The sequence below is a fragment of the Pseudomonas qingdaonensis genome (genome assembly GCF_018398475.1).
Taxonomy (GTDB): domain Bacteria; phylum Pseudomonadota; class Gammaproteobacteria; order Pseudomonadales; family Pseudomonadaceae; genus Aquipseudomonas; species Aquipseudomonas palmensis.
Genome location: NZ_CP074676.1, coordinates 1,995,870 through 2,021,180, shown reverse-complemented (window position 1 = coordinate 2,021,180; position 25,311 = coordinate 1,995,870). Strand labels below are relative to the sequence as shown.

The following is a 25,311-nucleotide window of genomic DNA, read 5'->3' as shown; positions in this document are numbered from 1 at the left end:
TCGTCTTCCTGACAACGCTCAATTTCTGCCGACGGCGACGAGATCGACATGAATCAGATGAATCACCCCTCCGACGACGACCTGCTGGCCCTGCTGCTGGCCGACGAAGCCGGCTCCGAACACGTGATCAAGGCCGGTTGCGCACCCACGCATGGCGCCTTGTCCTTCGCTCAGCAGCGCCTCTGGTTCCTGCAGCAGTTCGACCCGCAGAGCTGTGCCTACAACCTGCCTCGCGCACTGCGCCTGAACGGTCCGCTGAACGCCGACGCGCTGGAGCAGGCGTTGAATGCAGTGATCGACAAGCACGATATCCTGCGCACCCGCTTCGTCGAAATCGACAACCTGGCGCAGCAGCAGGTCGACCGCCAGGCGCGACTGATACTTGCACGGCACAACCTGGGCGAACTGCCCGCCACCGAGCGCGACGCAGCCATACGCCGGCACCATGACGCCGACCTGGCCCAACCGTTCGACCTGAGCCAGGCACCTCTGATTCGCGGCACGCTGTTGCGTACCGGTGCCAGCGAGCACGTGCTGCTGCTGAACATGCACCACATCGTGTCCGATGCCTGGTCCAATGCGATCCTGCTGCAGGACCTGGCCCAAGCCTTTGCGCAAGCGCAGGCAGGCCTGCCCGCTGGCCTGCAGCGGCCGTCGATCCAATACGCCGACTACGCGCACTGGCAGCGCCAGCAGTACCCGCTCAGCGCCGCCCACGAACGCGCGACCGCCCATTGGAAGCAAGTGCTCGACGGCGAGCTGCCGAGCCTGGACCTGCCCTTCGACAGGCCGCATGCACCAGACCAGCTACACCTCGTCGGCAACCATTGCCTTACCCTGCCGGCCTCGCTGGGCAGCGCCCTGCAGCGGTTCTGCCAGCAACAGGGGCTGACACCCTTCATCGTGCTGCTGGGTGCCTGGCAACTGCTGCTGGGTCGCTATACCGGCCAGCACGACTTCACCGTCGGCGTGCCCAATGCAACCCGCAGCCAGGGCCAGACACAGGCGCTGGTCGGCTTCTTCGTCAGCAGCCAGGTGTACCGTGCCCGACTCGACGGCGCGCAACCCGTCGCCGAATTCCTTCAACGCCTGCGCGAACAGTCGCTGGCCGCACTGGAGCACGCCGACTACCCCATCGAGCTGATTCTGGAAGACCTGCAACTGCAACGCAGCACCCAGGCCAACCCGCTGTTCCAGACGCTGTTCAACTGGCGCGTGGCCAACCAGGACGCAGCACAACTACGCCTGGATGGCCTGGAGGTGGAATTTCTCGGTGTCGAGCAGCAGCAGGCCAAGTTCGACCTGTCGCTGGAGATCGACTACAGCCAGCAGCAGACCGACGCCACGTTCAGCTACAGCACCGCACTGTTCCTGCCACAGACCATCAAGCGTCTGGCCGGCCACTGGCAGCACCTGCTTCAGGGGCTTGTCGAAACGCCTCAACTGCGCCTGGGCGAGCTGCCAATGCTCGAGCGTGCCGAACAGCAGATGGCCCTCCACACCTGGAACGCCACAGCCACGGACTTCGGCGCGCATGCCAACCTGCAGACCCTGTTCGAACGTCAGGCGCACGCCACCCCGGATGCCGTCGCCGTACGCCTGGGCAGTGCCGCTCTCACCTATCGTCAACTCAACCAGCGCGCCAACCGCCTGGCGCACAAGCTCCTGGAACTGGGCGTAGGTGCAGAGGTCGGCGTGGGCATTGCGTGCGAGCGCAGCCTGGAGATGGTGATCGGGCTGCTGGGCGTGCTCAAGGCCGGGGGCGCCTATGTGCCGCTGGACACCGGCTACCCGCAGGATCGCCTGGCCTACATGATCGAGCACAGCGACATTGCACTGCTGTTGACCCAGGCATCGGTGCACCCTGGCCTGCTGCTGCCCGAGGCCCTGCCGGTCATGCTGCTGGAGCAGGCCGACAACGAACTGCAGGGGTATGCCGACAGCAACCCGACGCCAGTGGTCGACGCGGACAACCTGGCCTACATCATCTACACCTCCGGCTCCACCGGTCGCCCCAAGGGTGTGCAGGTTCGTCATGGCGCACTCACCAACCACATGCTGTGGATGCAGCAGACCCTGCAATTGCAGGCCCAGGACCGGGTGCTGCAAAAAACCGCGTTCAGCTTCGATGCCTCGGTCTGGGAGTTCTGGCTGCCGTTGCTCAACGGCGCGCAACTGGTGCTGGCTGGCCCTGAACTGAACGACGACATGTCGCTGCTGTGGCCCGAAGTGCAGGCCCAGCGCATCACCGTGCTGCAAGCCGCGCCCTCGCTGCTGCAAGCCCTGATGGGCCAGGCCGAGCGCACATCACTGGCCAGCCTGCGGGCAATCCTGCTGGGCGGCGAAGCGCTGAGCCCGGCGTTGGTGCAGCAACTGCGCAGCGTCAGCGACGCACGTATCTACAACCTCTACGGGCCCAGCGAAGCCACCATCGACACGTGCTGCTACAGCGTGCCGGCCACGCCCGACGGCGCCATCGTGCCCATCGGCCAGCCAATCAGCAACCTGCGCACCCACGTGCTCGACCACGAGCTGAACCCCTGCGCCATCGGCGTCAGTGGCGAGCTGCTGATCGGTGGCGTGGCCCTGGCCCGCGGCTACCACGCCCGGCCCGGGCTGACCGCCGAACGCTTCGTGCCAGACCCCTTCGCCGGACACGGCGAGCGCCTGTACCGCAGTGGCGACCTGACCCGCTATCGCGACGACGGCGTGATCGACTATGTCGGCCGCATCGACCACCAGATCAAGCTGCACGGCCTGCGCATCGAACTGGGCGAGATCGAGGCACGCCTGCTGCAACAGCCCCAGGTTGCCGAAGCCGTCGTACTGGCCCCGGACTACCTGGGCAGCCAGCGCCTGGTGGCCTATGTGGTGGCCACCCGGCCGTTGCCCGATGCTCAGGCGCAGGACCAGTTGCGCCAGGCCCTGATTGCCGGGCTCGAACAGCAACTGCCGGCCTACATGGTACCGGCCCACTTGCTGCTGCTCGACGGCCTGCCCCTGACACGCAACGGCAAGCTCGACCGCAAGGCCTTGCCTATGCCCGACACTGCGCCCACCGGCTACCGCTACGCGGCCCCGCAAAGCGCCATGGAACGCCAGATCGCGATGCTCTGGCAGGAAGTGCTCAAGCAGCCGAACATCGGCTTGAACGACAACTTCTTCGAACTGGGTGGCGACTCGATCGTCTCCATCCAGGTGGTCAGCCGCGCCCGTCAGGCTGGCATTCGCTTTACTCCCAAACAGCTGTTCCAGCACCAGACCGTGCAGGGGCTGGCCCAGGTCGCACAGTTCGACGACCCGGTTGCACACATCGACCAGGGGCCGGCCAGCGGCACGGTCGCGCTGCTGCCGATTCAGCAGGCATTCTTCGATACGCCGGTGCCATCACGTCATCACTGGAACCAGTCGGTCCTGCTCAAGCCGGCCGGGCAGCCACTCGATGCCGCTGTGCTGGAACAGGCAGTGAACACCCTGATCAACCACCACGACGCATTGCGCCTGAGTTTCACCCAGCAGGCACAGGGCTGGAGCAGCGTCTACCGCGCGCCTGCCGACGCCCACAACGCCCTGCTGCAAGCGGTGGCGTGCGATGATCGCGAACTGGAGCAGTTGTGCGAACGCGCCCAGCGCAGCCTGGACCTCGAACACGGCCCGTTGCTGCGCGCGCTGCTGGTGAGCCTGGCCGATGGGCGTCAACGCCTGTTACTGGTAGCCCACCACCTGGTGATCGACGGGGTTTCCTGGCGCATCCTGTTTGATGACCTGCAAAGCGCCTACCAGCAGTGCCTGGCTGGCCAGCCCCCCCAATTGCCGGCCCGTACCAGTTCGCTGCAGGCCTTCGCCCAGGCGCTGCGCGAGCATGCCAGGGGCCAGGCCATCGGCGAGCTGGACTACTGGCTGGACCAGCACCAGGCCATCGCAGCCGACCTGCCCGATGCCCGGAGCGCCATGGGCGCACCGGCACAGGTCGCGCTGCTCGATTCGCACCTGGACAGCGAACGCACGCGTCGCCTGCTGCAACAGGCGCCTGCGGCCTACCGCACCCAGGTCAACGACCTGCTGCTCAGCGCGCTGGCCCGAGTACTCGCACGCTGGACCGGACAGGCCGACAACCTCATCCAGCTCGAAGGGCATGGCCGCGAAGAGCTGAGTGAAGGGCTGGACCTCACCCGTACCGTGGGGTGGTTCACCAGTGCCTTCCCGCTCCGGCTGTCGGCGGGACATGACCTGCAGGCCACCATCAAGCAGGTCAAGGAGCAACTGCGTGGCATACCCGACAAAGGCATCGGTTTCGGTGCCCTGCGCTACCTGGGCGAGCAAGCCGTGCGCGAGGTGTTGCAGGCGCTGCCAGATGCACGTATCACCTTCAACTACCTCGGCCAGTTCGACACCAGCTTCGATGACACCCAGCAACCGCTGCTGATACCGGCCAGCGAAGCGGCAGGTGCCGAGAAACACGCCGATGCCCCGCTGAGCAACTGGCTGAGCATCAATGGCCAGGTGTACGCCGGCGAGTTGAGCCTGAGCTGGACCTATGACCAGAACCGCTTCGCCCCGCAGGTGATAGAGCGTCTGGCAGAGGACTATGTCGCAGAGCTCGGCGCACTGATCGACCACTGCTGTGACAGCCTGAATCAGGGCGCTACCCCGTCGGACTTCCCGCTGGCCGGGCTCGACCAGGCGCAACTGGATGCCCTGCCGATCGACCTGGCATTGATTGACGACCTCTATCCGCTGTCGCCGCTGCAGCAAGGCATGCTGTTCCATACACTCTACGAGCAGGAAGCCCACGACCTGGACGGTCGCAGCTACATCAACCAGATGCGCCTGGACATCAGCGGCCTGGACCCCCAGGCATTCGCCGAAGCCTGGCAGGCCGCCGTCGACCGACACGACAGCCTGCGCACGGTGTTCCTCTGGCAAGGCGAAATGGCGCAGCCACTGCAGGCGGTGTACAGGCAGATGCGCGTGCCGTTCAGCCTGCTCGACTGGCAGCAACGCGCTGACCTGCCGGGCGCGCTCGACGCACTGGCCGCCGAGCAGCTGCAACAGGACCTGGCGCTGGACAAGGCTGCGCTGTTCAGGCTTGTGCTGGTGTGCACCGCACCTGGGCACTATCACCTGATCCATACCAGCCACCACATCCTGATGGATGGCTGGAGCACCTCGCAGTTGCTCGGCGAAGTGTTGCAACGCTACAGCGGCCAGGCCCTCGCTACCCCGCCAGGCCGCTACCGCGACTACATCCACTGGCTCGGCCGTCAGGACGCCGTACTTGACCAGGCCTACTGGCACACTCAACTGGCCGACCTGGAGGAGCCCACCCGGCTCGCGCATTCGGTCGTCAACAGCACGCCGGCGCAGGGCCATGGCGCCTGCTACCTGAGCCTGGATGCGCCACGCACTCAACACCTCAACGACTTCGCACGCCAGCAGAAAGTCACCCTCAACACCCTCGTGCAAGCCGCTTGGCTGGTAGTGCTGCAACAGTACAGCGGCCAGCGCTGCGTATGTTTCGGGGCCACCGTGGCCGGGCGCCCGGCTGATATCGCGGGCGTGGAACAGCAGATCGGCCTGTTCATCAATACCCTGCCGGTCATCGCCAGCCCGCGCCCCGACGTCAGCGTGGCCAGCTGGCTGCAGCAGGTGCAGGAAATCAACCTTGGCCTGCGTGAGCACGAACACACCGCGCTGAGCGATATCCAGCGCTGGTCCGGTCAACAGGGCGAGGCACTGTTCGACAACATCCTGGTGTTCGAGAACTACCCGGTGGCCGAAGCCCTGGAACAGGAGGCGCCCGCCGGGCTGACATTCGGTGCAGTCGACTATCACGAACAGACCAACTACCCGCTGACCCTGGCCATCAGTGCTGGCGACTCGCTGCTGCTGCATGCCAGCTATTCGCGACAGCATTTCAGCGACGCGGGCGTGCAGGCCATCGGCGAGCACCTGCTCAACCTGCTCGAACGCATGCGCGACAACCCCCGCCAGCACCTGGGCGAGCTGGAGATGCTCGCGCCGATCGAACGCCATCAGGTCGTCCAGGCGTGGAACGCCACCAGCACCGAATACCCGCTCGAACGCTGCGTGCACCAGCTGATCGAAGACCAGGTCGAGCGGACCCCCGGCTCCCCGGCCCTGGTGTTCGGCGGGCAGCACCTGAGCTATGCCGAACTCAACAGCCGTGCCAACCAGCTCGCCCATGCGCTGATTGCACGCGGTGTCGGCCCCGACGTGCTGGTCGGCATCGCCATGGAACGCAGCATCGAGATGGTCGTCGCCCTGCTGGCGACCCTCAAGGCCGGTGGCGCCTACGTGCCGCTGGACCCGGAATACCCGCGCGAGCGCCTGGGTTACCTGTTCGACGACAGCGGCATCGCCCTGCTGCTGACCCAGCAGCACCTGCTGGCACAGCTGCCGGTGCCCGAAGGCGTACCGCTGCTGGCCCTGGACACACTGGACCTGAGCGAGCACGCTCAGAGCAACCCGGACATTGCCCTGCACCCGGAGAACCTGGCCTACGTCATCTACACCTCTGGCTCCACCGGCAATCCCAAGGGCGCCGGCAACCGCCACAGCGCACTCACCAACCGCCTGTGCTGGATGCAGCAGGCCTACGCCCTGGACGCCAGCGACACGGTACTGCAGAAGACCCCGTTCAGCTTCGACGTGTCGGTTTGGGAGTTCTTCTGGCCGCTGATGACCGGTGCGCGCCTTGTGGTCGCTGCTCCTGGCGACCACCGCGACCCGGCCAGGCTGGTAGCGCTGATCAACCAGCACCAGGTCAGCACCCTGCACTTCGTACCGTCGATGCTGCAGGCCTTCCTGCTGGATGCCGGTGTGCCGAGCTGCACCAGCCTCACCCGCATCGTCTGCAGCGGTGAGGCCCTGCCGGTGGACGCGCAGCAGCAGGTGTTCGCCAAGTTGCCGAACGCCGGCCTGTACAACCTGTATGGCCCCACCGAAGCCGCCATCGACGTGACCCACTGGACCTGCCGCGACGAAGGTCGCAACAGCGTGCCGATCGGCCAGCCGATCGCCAACCTGGGCGCGTACGTGCTCAGTGCCGACCTGCTGCCGTTGCCGGCGGGTGCCACCGGCGAGTTGTACCTGACCGGTGCAGGCCTGGCGCGCGGTTACCACCGCCGTGCCGCGCTGACCGCCGAGCGCTTCGTCGCCAGCCCGTTCGGCGCCGGCCAGCGCCTGTACCGTACCGGTGACCTGGCACGCCAACGCGCCGACGGCGTGATCGACTACATGGGGCGAGTCGACCACCAGGTGAAGATCCGCGGCCTGCGTATCGAACTCGGTGAAATCGAAGCGCACCTGCTCGAACTGAACTGCGTTCGCGAGGCCAGCGTGCTGGCCGTTGAAGCAGGCAGCGGCCTGCAACTGGCCGCCTACCTGGTGGCCAGTGACGCCACCCTGGCGTCGGCCAGCAGTGCGCAGCAGGCGCAATGGCGCGATGCTGTTCGCCAGCAGTTGCTGACCGGTTTGCCCGACTACATGGTGCCAACCCACCTGATACTGCTGGAGCAACTGCCGCTGAGCCCGAACGGCAAGCTCGATCGCAAGGCTCTGCCCGGCATCGGCGACGCAGCCACGCGCAGCGAGCATGTCGCTGCCTCCAACCCACTGGAACAGCAACTGGCCGCTATCTGGCAGGCGGTACTCAAGCTTGATCGCGTGGGCGTTACCGACAACTTCTTCGAACTGGGCGGCGACTCGATCATCTCGATCCAGGTCGTCAGTCGCGCCCGTCAGGCCGGTATCCGCTTCACTCCCAAGGCGCTGTTCGAACACCAGACCATCCAGCGCCTGGCCACGGTTGCCCAGACCAGCGATGCACGCTCGGTTGTCGACCAATCGCCCTTGCAGGGCGAAACGGCATTGCTGCCGATCCAGCAGATGTTCTTCGAACTGCCGATGCCCGAGCGGCATCACTGGAACCAGGCCGTACTGCTCAAGGCCAACGCCAGGCTTGATGCGGCGGCGCTGGAGCAGGCCCTGCAAAGCCTGGTGCTGCACCACGACGCCTTGCGCCTGCAGTTCACCGAAACCGCCAGCGGCTGGACCGGCGAGTACCGTTCGCAAGCGGCCCAGCGCGAAGCCTGGGCACACACACCGCTGCTGTGGCAACACACAGTCAGTGATGCGCATGCGCTACAAGCGCTGGCCGAATCGGCGCAGCGTAGCCTGGACCTGGAAGGCGGCCTGGTCCGTGCGCTGCTTGCCGAGCTCGCCGATGGCAGCCAGCGCCTGTTGCTGGTGATTCACCACCTGGCGGTCGATGGCGTGTCGTGGCGCATTCTCTTCGAAGACCTGCAGGCAGCATACCGCCGTGCAGTGGCCGGGCACGCTGTCGAACTGCCCGCCAGGACCCGCTCGCTGCGTGCCTGGGCCGAACAGTTGCAGGCGTTCGCCAGGCACACCGGGCAGGACCAGGAACTCGCCTACTGGCAGCAGTTGCACGGAGCGAGCAATGACCTGCCCTGCGACCGTGCAGCCGATCGCCTGATCAACCGCAACAGCAACAGTGTGCAGGTCGTGCTGGACAAGCAACGCACCCGCCAGTTGCTGCAACAGGCACCGGCGGCGTATCGCACCCAGGTCAACGACCTGCTGCTCAGCGCGCTGGCGCAGGTCATCACGCGCTGGAGCGGTCACGACGACCTGCTGCTGCAACTCGAAGGGCATGGCCGCGAGGAGCTGTTCGAAGACATGGACCTGACCCGTACCGTCGGCTGGTTCACCAGCCTGTTCCCGGTACGCCTGACCCCGGCCAGTACGCTGGGTGGCACGATCAAGCAGATCAAGGAGCAACTGCGCGCCATCCCCAACAAGGGCATCGGCTTCGGCGCCTTGCGCTACCTGGGCGATGCACAGATGCAACAGACCATGCAGCAGCTGCCTGTGCCGCGCCTGACGTTCAATTACCTGGGCCAGCTCGATGGCACCTTCGACAGTGACGAGGGTGCGCTGTTTGCCCCCGCTGCAGAAAGCGCAGGTATCGGGCAGAGCCTGGACGCCCCGCAGAGCAACTGGCTGACCCTCAACTGCCAGGTGTTTGCCGGTGAACTGAGCCTGACCTGGGGCTACAACAGCGCAATGTACGATGCATCGACCATTGAAGGGCTGGCCGAAGATTACCTGCATTCGCTGAGCCGCCTGATCGAGCACTGCCTGCAGGCCGACCACCACGGCCTGACGCCGTCGGACGTGCCTCTGGCCCGTTTGAGCCAGGCGCAGCTCGATGCACTGCCCCTTTCGGCCCAGCAGGTTGAAACGCTGTACCCGCTGGCCCCGATGCAACAGGGCATGCTGTTTCACACCCTTTACCAGCAACAAGCAGGCGACTACATCAATCAGATGCGCCTGGACGTACGCGGCCTGGATGCAGAACGCTTCCGGGCTGCCTGGCAGGCCACCGTGGATGCCCATGACATCCTGCGCAGCGGTTTCCTCTGGCAGGGCCAGCTCGACGAGCCGCTGCAAGTGGTGCACAAGCGAGTCGAACTGCCGTTCAGCGTACTGGACTGGCGCGAGCGCCAGGGTTGCAGCGCAGCGCTGGACACCCTGGCTGGCGAAGAGCTGATGCAGCCGTTCGACCTGCAGCAACCGCCATTGCTGCGCCTGTTCATGGTCCGCACCGGCGAGGACAGCCATCACCTCATCTACACCCACCATCACATCCTGATGGATGGCTGGAGCAACTCGCAGATGATGGGTGAGGTGATGCAGCGCTACCATGGCCAGCGCGTGCCCCAGTCCAGCGGTCGCTACAGCGATTACATCGCCTGGCTGCAACAGCAGGACCCGACACTGAGCGAGACGTTCTGGAAAGCCCAGGTACAGACCCTCGATGCGCCCACTCGGCTTGCAGCGGCCATCACTGCGCAACGCTCACCGGGGTCCGGCCACGCACACCTCGAAGCCGCGCTCGAACAGGCCGACACTGCCCGGCTCGAGACCTTTGCCCGCCAGCAGAAGGTGACCCCCAACACACTGGTTCAGGCAGCCTGGCTGATCGTGCTGCAGCGTTACTGCGCACAGACGACGGTCTGCTTCGGTGCCACCGTCTCCGGTCGCCCGGCGGAGCTCAGCGGGGTGGAACAGCAACTGGGGCTGTTCATCAACACCTTGCCAGTGGTCGCCACGCCGCTGCCCGAGCTCAGCGTCGGCCAATGGCTGCAGCAGGTGCAGGCGCAGAACCTGAGCTTGCGAGAACATGAACACACCCCGTTGTTCGAGATTCAACGCTTGGCCGGCAAGAACGCCGAAAGCCTGTTCGACACCCTTCTGGTGTTCGAGAACTATCCGATTTCGCAAGCCCTGGAACAGACGCCAAGCACAACACTGCACTTTGGCAGCATCCGTACCCATGAGCAGACCAACTATCCCTTGACCTTGATGGTCGGCTTCGGCGCGATGCTGACCTTGCAGGCAAGTTACGACCAGGCGCATTTCGATACCGCCACGGTCGAGAAGCTCGCTCACTCGCTGCTCAGACTGCTGAGGGCGATGCTCGACTCGCCAGACCAGGCCATCGGCGACCTGGTGATGCTTGCACCGCAGGAACAGCACACCGTACTGCTCGACTGGAACCTGACATCGACCCACTACCCACTCGAGCAACCGGTTCATCAATTGATCGAGGCGCAGGTCGAACAGACACCGAACGCGCCGGCCCTGGTGTTCGGCGGGCAGCACCTGAGCTATGCCGAACTCAACAGCCGTGCCAACCAGCTCGCCCATGCGCTGATTGCACGCGGTGTCGGCCCCGACGTGCTGGTCGGCATCGCCATGGAACGCAGCATCGAGATGGTCGTCGCCCTGCTGGCGACCCTCAAGGCCGGTGGCGCCTACGTGCCGCTGGACCCGGAATACCCGCGCGAGCGCCTGGGCTACCTGTTCGACGACAGCGGCATCGCCCTGCTGCTGACCCAGCAGCACCTGCTGGCACAGTTGCCGGTGCCCGAAGGCCTACCGCTGCTGGCCCTGGACACGCTGGACCTGAGCGAGCACGCCCAGAGCAACCCGGACATTGCCCTGCACCCGGAGAACCTGGCCTACGTCATCTACACCTCCGGTTCCACCGGCAATCCCAAGGGCGCCGGCAACCGCCACAGCGCACTCACCAACCGCCTGTGCTGGATGCAGCAGGCCTACGCCCTGGACGCCAGCGACACGGTACTGCAGAAGACCCCGTTCAGCTTCGACGTGTCGGTGTGGGAGTTCTTCTGGCCGCTGATGACCGGTGCGCGCCTTGTGGTCGCTGCTCCTGGCGACCATCGCGACCCGGCCAGGCTGGTGGCGCTGATCAACCAGCACCAGGTCAGCACCCTGCACTTCGTACCGTCGATGCTGCAGGCCTTCCTGCTGGATGCCGGTGTGCCGCGCTGCACCAGCCTCACCCGCATCGTCTGCAGCGGCGAGGCCCTGCCGGTGGACGCGCAGCAGCAGGTATTCGCCAAGTTGCCGAACGCCGGCCTGTACAACCTGTATGGCCCTACCGAAGCCGCCATCGACGTGACTCACTGGACCTGCCGCGAGGAAGGCAAGGATGGCGTACCGATCGGCCAGCCGATTGCCAACCTGCAGACCTACATCCTCGGCGACGACCTGGGGCTGTTGCCGGCGGGCGTCACCGGTGAGCTCTACCTGGCCGGCGAAGGCCTGGCGCGGGGTTACCACCGCCGCGCCGCACTGACTGCCGAGCGCTTTGTCACCAGCCCGTTCGGCGAAGGCAAGCGCCTGTACCGCACCGGCGACCTTGCCTGCTACCGCGCCGACGGCGTGATCGAATACCGCGGGCGTATCGATCATCAGGTGAAGATCCGCGGCCTGCGCATCGAGCTGGGTGAAATCGAGGCACGCCTGATGGCGCTCGACGCCGTGCGCGAAGCGGTGGTGCTGGCGATCGAGGGTGCCACCGGCCAGCAACTGGTGGGATATGTGGTGCCAAGCGCTGGTGCTGGGCAGGACGACCTGCGCGAGCACCTCAGGCACGCACTGAATGCACATCTGCCGGACTACATGATCCCGGCGCAATGGGTGTGGCTGAAGCAGATGCCGCTGAGCCCGAACGGCAAGCTGGAGCGCAAGGCGCTGCCCAAGCCCGATGCCAGCCAGCTGCAACGTGAATATGTAGCCCCGCAAAGCGAGCTGGAGCAGCGCATTGCTGCCATCTGGCAGCACGTGCTCGGCTGCGAGCGCATCGGCCTGCACGACAACTTCTTCGAACTGGGTGGACATTCCTTGATGGTGATTCGCGTGATGTCACGCATGCAACTGGATGTGGGGATACAGGTGAGCCCGCACGAGCTGTTCCAATTCCCTGTCCTGGGTGATTTCACTGCACAGGTGGCGCAACTCGGTGCCCAGGTCGACACCACGAAACTCAGCAAACTCGAAGCACTGTTCGACGAATTGGAGGAAGTGTGATGGACAAGGACATGGCTGCACGGATCGCCAAGCGATTCATCACCCTCCCGCTGGACAAGCGCAAAGTGTTTCTCGAAAAAATGCTCGGCGAAGGCGTGTCGCCGGCCAACCTGCCGATCCCGCAGGTGCAGTCGGAGGTCGAGACGGTTCCGCTGTCCTTCGCACAGGAGCGTCAGTGGTTCCTCTGGCAGCTGGAGCCGCAGAGTGCGGCCTACCACATCTGCATTGCGCTGCGCATGAAGGGCCCGTTGAACGCGAACGCGCTGGAGCGCAGTTTCAACGCCCTGGTGGCACGCCACCAGGCCCTGCGCACCACCTTCACCCAGACCCACGACGGCCCGGTGCAGCGCATTGCCCCGCACCTGACGCTGGAAATTGCGCGTCATGTGCTGGACACCCAGACAGAGGCGGCGGTTCTGGCCTTTGTCCAGGCGCAGACACAGGCCCCGTTCGACCTGGAGCACGGCCCTCTGTTGCGCATCGCGTTAGCATCCTCGGCGCCGGACGAGCATGTGCTGGTGCTGGTTCAGCACCACATCGTGTCGGACGCCGCCTCGCTGGAGATCATGGTCAGCGACCTGGTGCAGTTGTATGCCGGCTACAGCCAGGGGCGCGAGGTGACGTTGCCCGAGCTGCCGATCCAGTACGCCGACTACGCCATCTGGCAGCGACGCTGGATGGAAGCCGGCGAACGTGAGCGGCAGTTGCAGTACTGGACTGAAAAGCTCGGTGGCGAGCAGTCGGTGCTGGAGTTGCCACTGGACCGCCCGCGCCCCTCCGAGCAAAGCCACCGCGGAGCGCGCCTGGATGTCGACCTCGATCACACCGTCGCCCAGCATCTCAAACACCTGGCCCAATCGCACAACGTGACCCCTTTCATGCTGTTGCTGGCCTCATTCCAGACCCTTCTGCACCGCTACAGTCGTCAGGCGGACATCCGTGTCGGCGTGCCAGTGGCCAACCGCAACCGGGTCGAGACCGAGGGTCTGATCGGCTTCTTCGTCAACACCCAGGTCTACAAGGCCGACTTCAGCACCGCATCGAGCTTTGAGGCACTGTTGCAGCAGGTGAAGCAGACGTCGCTCGAAGCACAGCAGTATCAGGAGTTGCCTTTCGGCTACCTGGTCGAAGCGCTGCAACCCACCCGCAGCATGAGCGTCACACCGCTGTTCCAGGCCATGTACAACCATCGCGGGCTGGTCAATGAAACGCGGCAGGCATCAGACCACTCGGATGCGCTGCAGGTCGAAAACCTGCAGTGGGACACCCACAGCGCGCAGTTCGACCTGACGCTCAACACCGCCGAATCGCCGACTGGCTTCTCGGCAAGCTTCACGTATGCCACCGATCTGTTCGACGCCGCGACCATCGAGCGTCTGGCCCGGCACTGGCAGAACCTGCTGCAGGCGATTGTCGCTGACCCGCAACAGCGCGTCGGCGAACTGCCGTTGCTCGATGCCCGCGAGCAACAGGCCAACCTCCAGCAATGGAACCCGGCGCCTGCGCAGTTCGCCAGCCAGCGCTGCCTCCATGAACTGATCGAAGCCCAGGCTGCGCGTGCGCCGGGCTCCATCGCGCTGACCCTGGGTGACGCCCAGCTCAGCTACCGCGAACTCAACGAACGTGCCAACCAGATGGCCCATGCGTTGATTGCCCAGGGCATCGGGCCAGAGGTGCTGGTGGGCCTGGCCTGCGAGCGTAGCCTGGAGATGGTGGTCGGCCTGCTGGCGATCCTCAAGGCTGGCGGTGCGTATGTGCCACTGGACCCGGCGTACCCCGAGGACCGCCTGGCCTACATGATGGAAGACAGCGGCCTGAGCGTGGTGCTGGCCCAGTCGCACCTGCAACTGCCAGTTCCGCAAGGCGTGCGCACGTTGCTGCTGGACTATGACTTCACTGGTTATGCCGCCAGCAACCCAGGCCTGACGCTGGACCCTGCCAACCTGGCCTATGTGATCTATACCTCCGGCTCCACCGGCAAGCCCAAGGGCGCGTTGCTCGCGCACCACAACGTACTGCGCCTGTTTGCCGCCACCGAACACTGGTTCAACTTCGGGCCGAGTGACGTGTGGAGCCTGTTCCACTCCTATGCCTTCGACTTCTCGGTGTGGGAGATCTTTGGTGCGCTGCTGTATGGCGGCAGGCTGGTCATCGTGCCGCAGGCCACCAGCCGGGCACCGGAAGAGTTCTTCCAGTTGCTGTGCGAGCAGGGGGTCACCGTGCTCAACCAGACGCCATCGGCGTTCAAACAGCTGATGCAGGTGGCCTGTGCTCCGGCGCAAGCCGAGATGAAGCCCGCCCTGCGCTACGTGGTGTTCGGTGGCGAAGCTCTCGACGTGCACAGCCTGCGCCCTTGGTTCGAGCGCTTCGGCGATCAGCAACCGCAACTGATCAACATGTACGGCATCACCGAGACCACGGTGCACGTCACTTACCGTCCTGTGTCGCTGGCCGATCTGGCCGGCGATGCGGCAAGCCCGATTGGCGAGCCGATCCCGGACCTGTCGTGGTACCTGCTCGATGCCGACCTGAACCCGGTGCCAAAAGGCGCCATCGGCGAGCTGTATGTGGGCCAGGCCGGTCTGGCGCGTGGTTATCTCAAGCGTGCCGATCTCACCGCCACACGTTTCGTGCCCGATCCGTTCTCGTCCCGCGGCGAACGCCTGTACCGCACGGGCGACCTGGCGCGTTATCGCCAGGATGGCATCGTCGAATACGTCGGCCGCATCGACCATCAGGTCAAGATCCGCGGCTTCCGCATCGAACTGGGTGAGATCGAGGCACGTCTGGCGCAACAGGCTGCGGTGCGCGAGGCGCTGGTGCTGGCGGTGGACGGGCCGAGCGGCCAGCAGTTGGTGGGCTACGTCGTGCCGCAGGACGCCAGTGCCGAGCACACCCAATTGCGTGATCAACTCAAGGCCGGGCTCAAGGCCGAACTGCCGGACTACATGGTGCCCACGCACCTGCTGTTCCTGGAGCAATGGCCACTGACGGCCAACGGCAAGCTCGACCGCCGCGCCTTGCCGGCGCCGGATGCGAGCTTGCTGCAGGCCGAGTACGTGGCGCCGCAGGGCGAACTTGAACAACAGATCGCCGCCCTCTGGCAACAGATGCTCGGCTGCGAGCGTATCGGCCGTACCGACGATTTCTTCGAGCTGGGCGGGCATTCGCTGCTGGCCACCCAGGTGATCTCGCGGGTGCGTCAGGTGCTGGGCTTCGACGTGGCCTTGCGCACGCTGTTCGAACACAGTCGCCTGGCGGATTTCGTCGCCACGCTGGATGCATTGAAGCGCATTGACGAGCCTGCGCTGGTTGCGGTCGAACGCGGCGTGCCGCTGCCGCTGTCCTACGCCCAGGAGCGCCAGTGGTTCCTCTGGCAGCTGGACCCGCAGAGCAGTGCCTATCACCTGCCGGCGGCCCTGCGCCTGCGCGGCCATCTGGACCTGAAGGCACTGCAACGTAGCTTCGACACGTTGCTAGCGCGTCATGAAAGTCTGCGAACGCACTTCACTCAAAAAGATGACCAACTGCACCAGATAGTCACCCATCAACCAGCCATGCTGATCGAACAGGAAGACCTGACCAATCAGAAAGACCAGATAGACACCTTTGTCGAAGTCGAAATCAACCGTCTGTTTGCATTGGATCAGGGGCCATTGTTACGGGTGAAGCTGCTGCAATTGGCAGCCGATGACCATGTGTTGATCATGACCCAGCATCATATCGTTTCCGATGCGTGGTCGATGCAGGTGATGGTCGACGAACTGATCAGCCTGTACAGCGCATACAGCGCAGGCCAGGATGTTGTGCTACCCGTACTGCCCATTCAGTATGCAGACTATGCGCTGTGGCAACGCGAGTGGATGGAGGCCGGAGAGCGGGATCGGCAACTGCACTACTGGCTCAAGCAGTTGAGCGGCGAACATTCCGTCATAACATTGCCGACAGACCATGCCAGACCGCCAGAGCAGAGTTTCCGTGGGGACCATCTCGCGCTTACGCTCGATCAACCACTAGCGCTGAGCCTCAAAAAACTTGCACAACAGCGCGGCATCACGCCCTTCATGCTGTTGATGGCCTCGTTCCAAATGCTGCTGCATCGATACAACGGCCAACGCGACATTCGTGTAGGCGTGCCCGTTGCCAACAGAAATCGAATGGAAACCGAGCGCTTGATCGGCTTCTTCGTCAATACCTTGGTGCTCAAAACCGAGATAGAAAGTCAGCACACCGTCGCCACCCTGCTTGATCAGGTTAGAAACATTACTTTGCAGGCCCAAGCTCATCAGGACCTTCCGTTCGAACAGCTGGTTGAAGCGCTGCAGCCTGAACGAAGCCTGAGTCACAATCCGTTGTTTCAAGTCATGTTCAGCCACCAGGGCGAGACACGTGGCGTACAAAGGCAAAACGCGCTGCCAAATTTGGACGTAGAGTTCCTCGCCTGGGACAAGCAGACATCGCAATTCGATCTGATGCTGCATACAACTGAAAGCGCCGAAGGCTTCTCAGCGGTATTCACCTATGCCACCGATCTGTTCGAGGCGGCCACCATCGAGCGTCTGGCCCGGCACTGGCAGAACCTGCTGCAGGCGATTGTCGCTGACCCGCAACAGCGCGTCGCTGAACTGCCGTTGCTCGATGCCCGCGAGCAACAGGCCAACCTCCAGCAATGGAACCCGGCGCCTGCGCAGTTCGCCAGCCAGCGCTGCCTCCATGAACTGATCGAAGCCCAGGCTGCGCGTGCGCCGGGCTCCATCGCGCTGACCCTGGGTGACGCCCAGCTCAGCTACCGCGAACTCAACGAGCGCGCCAACCAGATGGCCCATGCGTTGATTGCCCAGGGCATCGGGCCAGAGGTGCTGGTGGGCCTGGCCTGCGAGCGCAGCCTGGAGATGGTGGTCGGCCTGCTGGCGATCCTCAAGGCCGGCGGCGCCTATGTGCCACTGGACCCGGCGTACCCCGAGGACCGCCTGGCCTACATGATGGAGGACAGCGGCCTGAGCGTGGTGCTGGCCCAGTCGCACCTGCAACTGCCAGTTCCGCAAGGCGTGCGCACGTTGCTGCTGGACGATGACTTCGGCGCCTTCGCCACGCACAACCCGGCACTCTCGCTGGACCCTGCCAACCTGGCCTATGTGATCTACACCTCCGGCTCCACCGGCAAGCCCAAGGGCGCGTTGCTCGCGCACCACAACGTGCTACGCCTGTTTGCCGCCACCGAACACTGGTTCGCCTTCGGGCCGAGTGACGTGTGGAGCCTGTTCCACTCCTATGCCTTCGACTTCTCGGTGTGGGAGATCTTTGGTGCGCTGCTGTATGGCGGCAGGCTGGTCATCGTGCCGCAGGCCACCAGCCGGGCACCGGAAGAGTTCTTCCAGTTGCTGTGCGAGCAGGGGGTTACCGTGCTCAACCAGACGCCATCGGCGTTCAAACAGCTGATGCAGGTGGCCTGTGCCCCCGCCAATGCAGCAGCCAAACCCGCCCTGCGCTACGTGGTATTCGGTGGTGAAGCTCTCGACGTGCACAGCCTGCGCCCTTGGTTCGAGCGCTTCGGCGATCAGCAGCCGCAACTGATCAACATGTACGGCATCACCGAGACCACGGTGCACGTCACTTACCGTCCTGTGTCGCTGGCCGATCTGGCCGGCGATGCGGCAAGCCCCATCGGCGAGCCGATCCCGGACCTGTCGTGGTACCTGCTCGATGCCGACCTGAACCCGGTGCCAAAAGGCGCCATCGGCGAGCTGTATGTGGGCCAGGCCGGCCTGGCGCGTGGTTATCTCAAGCGTGCCGATCTCACCGCCACGCGCTTCGTGCCCGACCCGTTCTCGTCCCGCGGCGAGCGCCTGTACCGCACGGGCGACCTGGCGCGTTATCGCCAGGATGGCATCGTCGAATACGTCGGCCGCATCGACCATCAGGTCAAGATCCGCGGCTTCCGCATCGAACTGGGTGAGATCGAGGCACGTCTGGCGCAACAGGCCGCCGTGCGCGAAGCGCTGGTGCTGGCGGTGGACGGGCCGAGCGGCCAGCAGTTGGTGGGCTACGTCGTGCCGCAGGACGCCAGTGCCGAGCACACCCAATTGCGTGATCAACTCAAGGCCGGGCTCAAGGCCGAACTGCCGGACTACATGGTGCCCACGCACCTGCTGTTCCTGGAGCAATGGCCACTGACGGCCAACGGCAAGCTCGACCGCCGCGCCTTGCCGGCGCCGGATGCGAGCCTGCTGCAGCGTGAATACGTGGCACCGCAGACCGAAATGGAAAAACGCATCGCCACCTTGTGGCAAGACGTGCTCAAGCTGCCGCGCATTGGTCTGGACGACAACTTCTTCGAGCTCGGTGGCGACTCGATCATCTCGATCCAGGTGGTCAGCCGTGCCCGCCAGAGCGGGATCCGCTTCAGCGCCAAAGACCTGTTCCAGCACCAGACCATCAAGAGCCTGGCCAGTGTCGCGCAGGTCGCCGACACCACGCAGCAGATCGATCAGGGCCCCGTGCTCGGCACCACGCCCCTGCTGCCGATCCAGCAACTGTTCTTGCTCAGCGATACCCCCGAACCGCATCACTTCAATCAATCGGTGATGCTCGAACCATCCAGGCCGCTGGATGCAGCCGTACTGGACCATGCCTTGCACGCGCTGCTGGAACACCACGATGCCTTGCGCCTGGTGTTCTCCCTCGACGGCGAACATCCAGGGGCTCGCTACCTGCCAGTGGACCCGACCTGCAAATTGCTGTGGCAGGCCGAGGTCGCTGACGAGCCTGCGCTCAACGAATGGGCCAATCGCGCCCAGGCCAGCCTGAACATCCAGCAAGGCCCGCTGCTGCGAGCCCTGCTGGCGACCCTGCCCGATGGCCAGCAGCGCCTGCTGTTGGTCATTCACCACTTGGCGGTGGATGGCGTGTCGTGGCGCATCCTCTTCGAAGACCTGCAACTGGCCTACCAGCAACGGCTGGTAAACCAGCCGACGAAACTGCCGGGCAAAACCAGCTCGGTCAAGGCCTGGGCCGAGCAGTTGCAAGGCTATGCACGCAGCGAGGCCCTGCAAAAGGAACTGCAGTACTGGCAGGCGCAACTGCAGGATGTACCCACCACACTGCCCTGCGATCGCCCACACGGCAGCTTGCTGAACCGCCACGCACGCAGCGTGCAAAGCCGCCTCGACACGCAGCTCACCCGCCAACTGCTGCAGGAGGCACCGGCGGCCTATCGCACACAGATCAACGATTTGCTGCTGACCGCACTGGCACGCGTGATCGGCCGTTGGAGCGGCTCGCCAAGCAGCCTGATCGAGCTGGAAGGCCATGGCCGCGAAGACCTGTTCGACACGATCGACCTGACCCGTACCGTGGGTTGGTTCACCAGCGTGTTCCCGGTCAAGCTCACCCCCGCCAGCGGTATGGGCGAGTCGATCAAGGCAATCAAGGAACAGCTGCGCGCCATTCCCAACAAGGGCATCGGCTACGGCGCACTGCGCTTTCTTGGCGATGGGAGCGCGCGTCAGGCCCTGGGCGAACTGCCCGTCCCACGCATCACCTTCAACTACCTGGGCCAGTTCGACGCCAGCTTCGACAGCAATGAGGGCGCGCTGTTCGCACCGGCCGCTGAAAGCACCGGCGCCAACCAGAGTGCCCACGCAACGCTGGGCAACTGGCTGTCGCTCAACGGCCAGGTGTATGGCGGCGAGCTGAGCATGAACTGGAGCTTCAGCAGCGAAATGTTCGAGGAGGCGACGGTTCAGCAACTGGCCGATGCCTTCTGCCTGGAACTGGCCGCTGTCATTGCGCATTGTCGCGACCCGCAGCACAGGGGGCTGACGCCATCGGACTTCGCGCTGGCGCGTCTTGGCCAGCCGCAACTGGACCGTTTGCCAGTACCGTGCAGCGACGTGCAGGACCTCTACCCACTCTCGCCCATGCAGCAAGGCATGCTGTTTCACACGCTGGAGTCCAACGAGGCCAGCCTCTACATCAACCAGATGAGCGTACCGGTTATCGGGTTGGACCCCGAACGGTTCATCGCGGCCTGGAACACCGCGATTGCCCGCCATGAAATCCTGCGCACCGGGTTCTGGTCGGCCAACGAGCTGAATGAGCCGCTGCAAGTGGTGTACAGGCACGCCACCCTGCCGGTGCGTCGCCTGGCCAGGCAAGCCACGACGTTCGATGAAAAGGCCCTGCAACGTATCCTTGAAGCGGACTGCGCCGAAGGCTTCGATCTGCTGCAGGCGCCGTTGACGCGCCTGACGCTGATCGACCTGGGCGAGCACAAGCACCACCTGATCTGGACCAGCCACCACATCCTGATGGACGGCTGGTCCAGCTCGCGCCTGCTCGGCGAAGTGCTGGAGCTGTACCACGGGCGCACGCCACCGGCAAAGCGCGGGCAATATCGCGACCATATCCAATGGCTGCAGAATCAGTCCCAGGCCAGCCTGGAGCAGTTCTGGAAACACAAGCTGCACGACCTTGAAGGCCCGACCCTGCTGGCCGGCAGCATTGCACCGCGTCCGGCCGGCGACCTGCAAGGGCATGCAGCGCTGTATCTGCACTGGGACGAAGCACGCACCCAGCGCCTGCGCGAACAGACCCAGCGCCTGCGTATCACGCCCAACACACTGATCCAGGCCGTATGGCTGCTACTGTTGCAACGCTACACCGGCCAGCCCACCGTGTGCTTCGGCGCCACCGTGGCCGGTCGCCCGGCCAGCCTGCCCGGTGCCGAAGAAATGCTCGGGTTGTTCATCAATACCCTGCCGATCATTCAGACCCCGCAGCCGCACATGCCGCTGGCGCAGTGGCTGCAAGCACTGCAAACCTACAACCTGGAGGTTCGTGACCAGGAGCATGCCTCGCTGGCCGACGTGCAGCGCTGGTCGGGGCAGAACGGCCAGGCACTGTTCGACAGCATCATCGTGTTCGAAAACTACCCGGTGGACGACCGCCTGCAGGAAGCCGAGCAGAATCAGTTGAGCTTTGGCGAGGTGAACAGTCGTGACGTCACCAACTTCGCCATGGACCTGGCGATCAACCTGGGCCGCACCCTCAAGATCGAGTTCCTCTACCTGCGCAACCGCTTCACCGAGGCTGCCACGGCGCAGATCCGCACCAGCTTCGAAACCTTGCTCGATGCCCTGCTCGACAACCCTCAAGCAACCCTGGGCAGCCTGTCGATGCTCAGTGCCGACGAACAGCAGGCACTTGCACAACACAATCAACTGGCGCCGCCGAGCCGCGACCCGGCGCTGCTGGCCGAGTGCATCCGCAGCCATGCCGAACGGCAGCCGCAGCGTATCGCGGTCACCTGCGCCGATGTGCAGTTGAGCTACGGCGAACTGGAAACCCGCGCCAACCGGCTGGCCCACCACCTGATCGCACAGGGCATCGGCCCTGAAGTGTGCGTCGGCATTGCCCTGGAGCGTTCGGTCGACGTGATCGTGGCGTTCTATGCCGTGATGAAGACCGGCGCAGCCTACGTTCCGCTCGACATCGACTACCCGCAGGAGCGCGTCAAGTGGATCGTCGAAGACTCGCGCATGCCGGTGCTGCTGACGCAACGCTCACTCCAGCACCGGTTTGCCGATGCCGGTGCCGGCACCCTGATCACACTTGACCATCTGGCCCTGGACACCTACCCCGCCAGTTGCCCGGCGCCTCGCGCCGACGCGGACAACCTCGCCTACCTGATCTACACCTCCGGCTCCACCGGCAAGCCCAAAGGAGTGGCCGTCAGCCACGGGCAGATCCGCATGCACTGCCTGGCGATTGCCGAGCGCTACGCGATGGACGCCAGCACCCGCGAGCTGCTGTTCATGTCGTTCGCCTTCGACGGTGCCCAGGAACGCTGGCAGTCGACCCTGCTCGGCGGCGGCCAGCTGGTGCTGCGCGACAATCGCCTGTGGACTGCCGAGGAAACCTGGCAGGCCCTGCACGCGCACAACATCGATATCGCCTGCTTCCCGCCCGCCTACCTGCAGCAACTGGCCGAATACGCCGCCAGCGTCGAAGCGCCGCCACCGGCGGTGCGGGTGTACTGCTTTGGTGGTGACGCGGTGGCCGAGGCCAACTTCGAGCTGGTCAAGCGTGCACTCAAGCCGGCCTATCTCACCAACGGCTACGGCCCCACCGAAACCGTGGTCACGCCGTTGCTGTGGAAAGTCGACGCCAGCCAGCAGTGCGGTGCGGTGTATGCGCCCATCGGCACCCGCGTGGGTCGACGTACCCTGTACGTACTCGACGACCAGCTCAACCCGGTGCCCGACGGCGTGGCCGGCGAGCTGTACCTCGGTGGCGAAGGCGTGGCGCGCGGCTATCACCAGCGTCCCGGGCTCAGCGCCGAACGCTTCGTTGCCGACCCGTTCGCGGGCGATGGCAGCCGCCTGTACCGCACCGGTGACCTGGTGCGCCAGCGCGCCGACGGCGTGTTCGACTACCTCGGCCGACTGGACAATCAGGTCAAGGTGCGCGGTTTCCGCATTGAGCTGGGCGAAATCGAATCGCGCCTGCGCCAGCAACCCGGGGTGACCGACGCGGTGGTGGTTGCACGTGAAACCGGCGCCGGCAAGCAACTGATCGGCTACGTGGTGGCGGACGACGCCGGTGACCTGGGCGAACGCCTGCGCGGTGCACTGCAGGTCGAGCTGCCCGACTACATGGTACCGGCGCAGATCCTCGCGCTGGCCGCCTTCCCGCTCAACCCCAACGGCAAGCTCGACCGCAAGGCCCTGCCCGACCCGGACTTCAAGGCGCGTGCCTTCATCGCCCCGCGCAATGCGCTGGAGCAGGGCCTGGCGGCCATCTGGCAACAGGTGCTGGAGGTCGAACAGGTTGGCGTTACCGACAACTTCTTCGAACTGGGGGGCGACTCGCTGCGTGTGCTCAAGGTGCTGTCCAGGGTACGTAGCCAGCCGGAGCTGGGCATAGAACTGAAACTGCGCGACCTGATCGGCAAGCCGACCATCGCCGAGCTGTCGGGCTACGAGGCCCAGGTGTCTTCCCTCGACCCGTTGCTGTTGCTCAACAGCCCGGTCGAACAGGCGCGGCCGCTGTTCTGCCTGCACGCAGGCTTCGGCACGGTATTCGACTACGAGCCGCTGGCTCGCCGCCTGGAAGGCCAGCGCAGCGTGTATGGCCTGCAATGTCGAATGCTGCTGGAGCGTAGCTGGGAAGACGAATCCCTCGAGGCCATGGCCATCGACTATGCCCAGTACATCCGCCAGAAACAGGCCAGCGGTCCTTACCACCTGCTGGGTTGGTCACTGGGCGGCACCCTGGCGGTGCTGGTCGCGCAAGAGCTTGAGAAACAGGGCCAGCGGGTGGGTTTCCTCGGCCTGGTGGACAGCTTTCTGCCGTCATCTGCGCCTGCGCAGCCTGCAGCCGATGAGGACTGGAGCGAAGACCTTGGCAGCTTCCTGGGTGTCATCATGGGCGTGCCAAGTGACGCGCTGCCGGTGTTGCAGGTGCGCGCCAGCAGCCCTGCCAACCACCTCGAAACGGTGATTGCCCAGGTGCAGGCCCAGGTCATCAGCGCCTCGGCGTTCGCCTCCATCGGCGCTGAAGAACTGGCCCATACCTTCCGTGTAGCCATGAAACTCAAGGCATTGTCCGAGACCATCGAGGGGCTCCCCGCAACGCAGGTGCCAGCGCAGTGCTGGTGGGCCAGGGCCGGCGCAGGCCAGACCCAGCTGCGCCTGGTGCAGGCGCAACTCAACGAACCGGTGGCCGCCGGCCATTACGACATGCTCAAGCATCCCGAGCTGCTGCGCCGCGTGCTGGAGCAGTTGCAGGAAAGCCACAGCGTCACCTGTTGATACCACCGCCGCCCCGTCAGCCGGGGCGGCGCTTACCGATAGCTTTGCAAGGAACCTCTACATGCCTCTGGATCCCGACCTCGAAGGCTTCCTGGAACTGGCCCAGATGGGCCGCCTGAGTGGCAAGAGCAGCGCGCTGCACGAACTTGATCTGGCACTGGCGCGCACGCAGTTCGAAACCACCTCGCAAGTGCTCGACCCCTGCCCGCCAGGCGCCATCAACGTTACTACCCTGAGCATTCCAACCCGCGACGGCCAGTCCATCGCGGCGCGTCTTTACCGCGCCGATGCCAGCGACACGGCGTTGCTGCCAACGCTGCTGTTCTTTCATGGTGGCGGTTATGTGGTCGGCAGCCTGGACTCCCATGACTCCATCTGCCGCCGCCTGGCAGCAAGCGGGCGCCAGGCGGTGCTGGCGCCGGCTTACCGGCTGGCCCCGCAATACCCGTTCCCGACCGCCGTGCATGATGCGCTGGATGCCGCCAACTGGCTGGCTGAACAGGCCACGGCGCTGCACCTGGACAACCAGCGGGTGACACTCGCGGGCGACAGCGTCGGCGCCACCCTGGCCACCGTGCTGGCGATCACGGCGGTCAAGCAGCCACAGGCGTTGCAGCTCAAGCCCAGGGCGCAGCTACTGTTCTATCCGGTCACCGATACCTCGCGCCAGCGCGACTCGCATCGCCGCTATGCCCATGACTACCTGCTCGAGACCGCCACGCTGGAATGGTTCTACCACCATTACAGTGCCGACCCGGCGCAGCACCTGGACTGGCGCGTCTCGCCGTTGCTGGCCAGCGGGCTGGGCGAACTGGCCCCGGCGTATGTGAGCCTGGCCGAATACGACCCGCTGTTTGACGAAGGGCTGGAATACGCCCGCCTGCTGGAGGCCAGCGGTACTTCGGTGACGTTGAAGGTGCAGCAGGGGCTGACCCACGATTTTCTGCGCATGGGCGGGATTGTGGCGGATGTCGAGGCGATCTATACGGCGGTGGACCGCTGGTTGGCCTCGCTGTAGTCGAGGCAGGTGGCGCCCATGAAAAAGCCCGCA

3 protein-coding genes are annotated in these 25,311 nt (G+C 64.8%); all 3 read left to right on the top strand.

All coding sequences use genetic code 11. The features are described from left to right. Nucleotides 1-48 precede the first annotated feature (48 nt). The 3 genes from KH389_RS09200 (at nucleotide 49) to KH389_RS09190 (ending at nucleotide 25,278) form a co-directional block, all read left to right on the top strand. Complete coding sequence (locus KH389_RS09200) at nucleotides 49-12,447, top strand: non-ribosomal peptide synthase/polyketide synthase (protein WP_213607250.1); 12,399 nt, start codon at nucleotides 49-51, stop codon at nucleotides 12,445-12,447. Then, nucleotides 12,447-24,260, top strand: coding sequence for a non-ribosomal peptide synthetase (locus KH389_RS27510; protein WP_213607249.1), 11,814 nt, complete (start codon nucleotides 12,447-12,449; stop codon nucleotides 24,258-24,260). Before KH389_RS09200 ends, KH389_RS27510 begins: the two co-directional genes overlap by 1 nt. A gap of 61 nt (nucleotides 24,261-24,321) precedes the next feature. Then, nucleotides 24,322-25,278 (top strand): alpha/beta hydrolase, encoded by a 957-nt coding sequence (locus KH389_RS09190; protein ID WP_213607248.1) that lies wholly within the window; start codon nucleotides 24,322-24,324, stop codon nucleotides 25,276-25,278. The last annotated feature ends 33 nt before the right edge of the window (nucleotides 25,279-25,311 follow it).

Excerpts from the sequence above, each read along its gene's own strand:
- KH389_RS09190 (WP_213607248.1), top strand. The coding sequence starts at position 24,322 with ATGCCTCTGGATCCCGACCTCGAAGGCTTCCTGGAACTGGCCCAGATG.
- KH389_RS09200 (WP_213607250.1), top strand. The coding sequence starts at position 49 with ATGAATCAGATGAATCACCCCTCCGACGACGACCTGCTGGCCCTGCTG.
- KH389_RS27510 (WP_213607249.1), top strand. The coding sequence starts at position 12,447 with ATGGACAAGGACATGGCTGCACGGATCGCCAAGCGATTCATCACCCTC.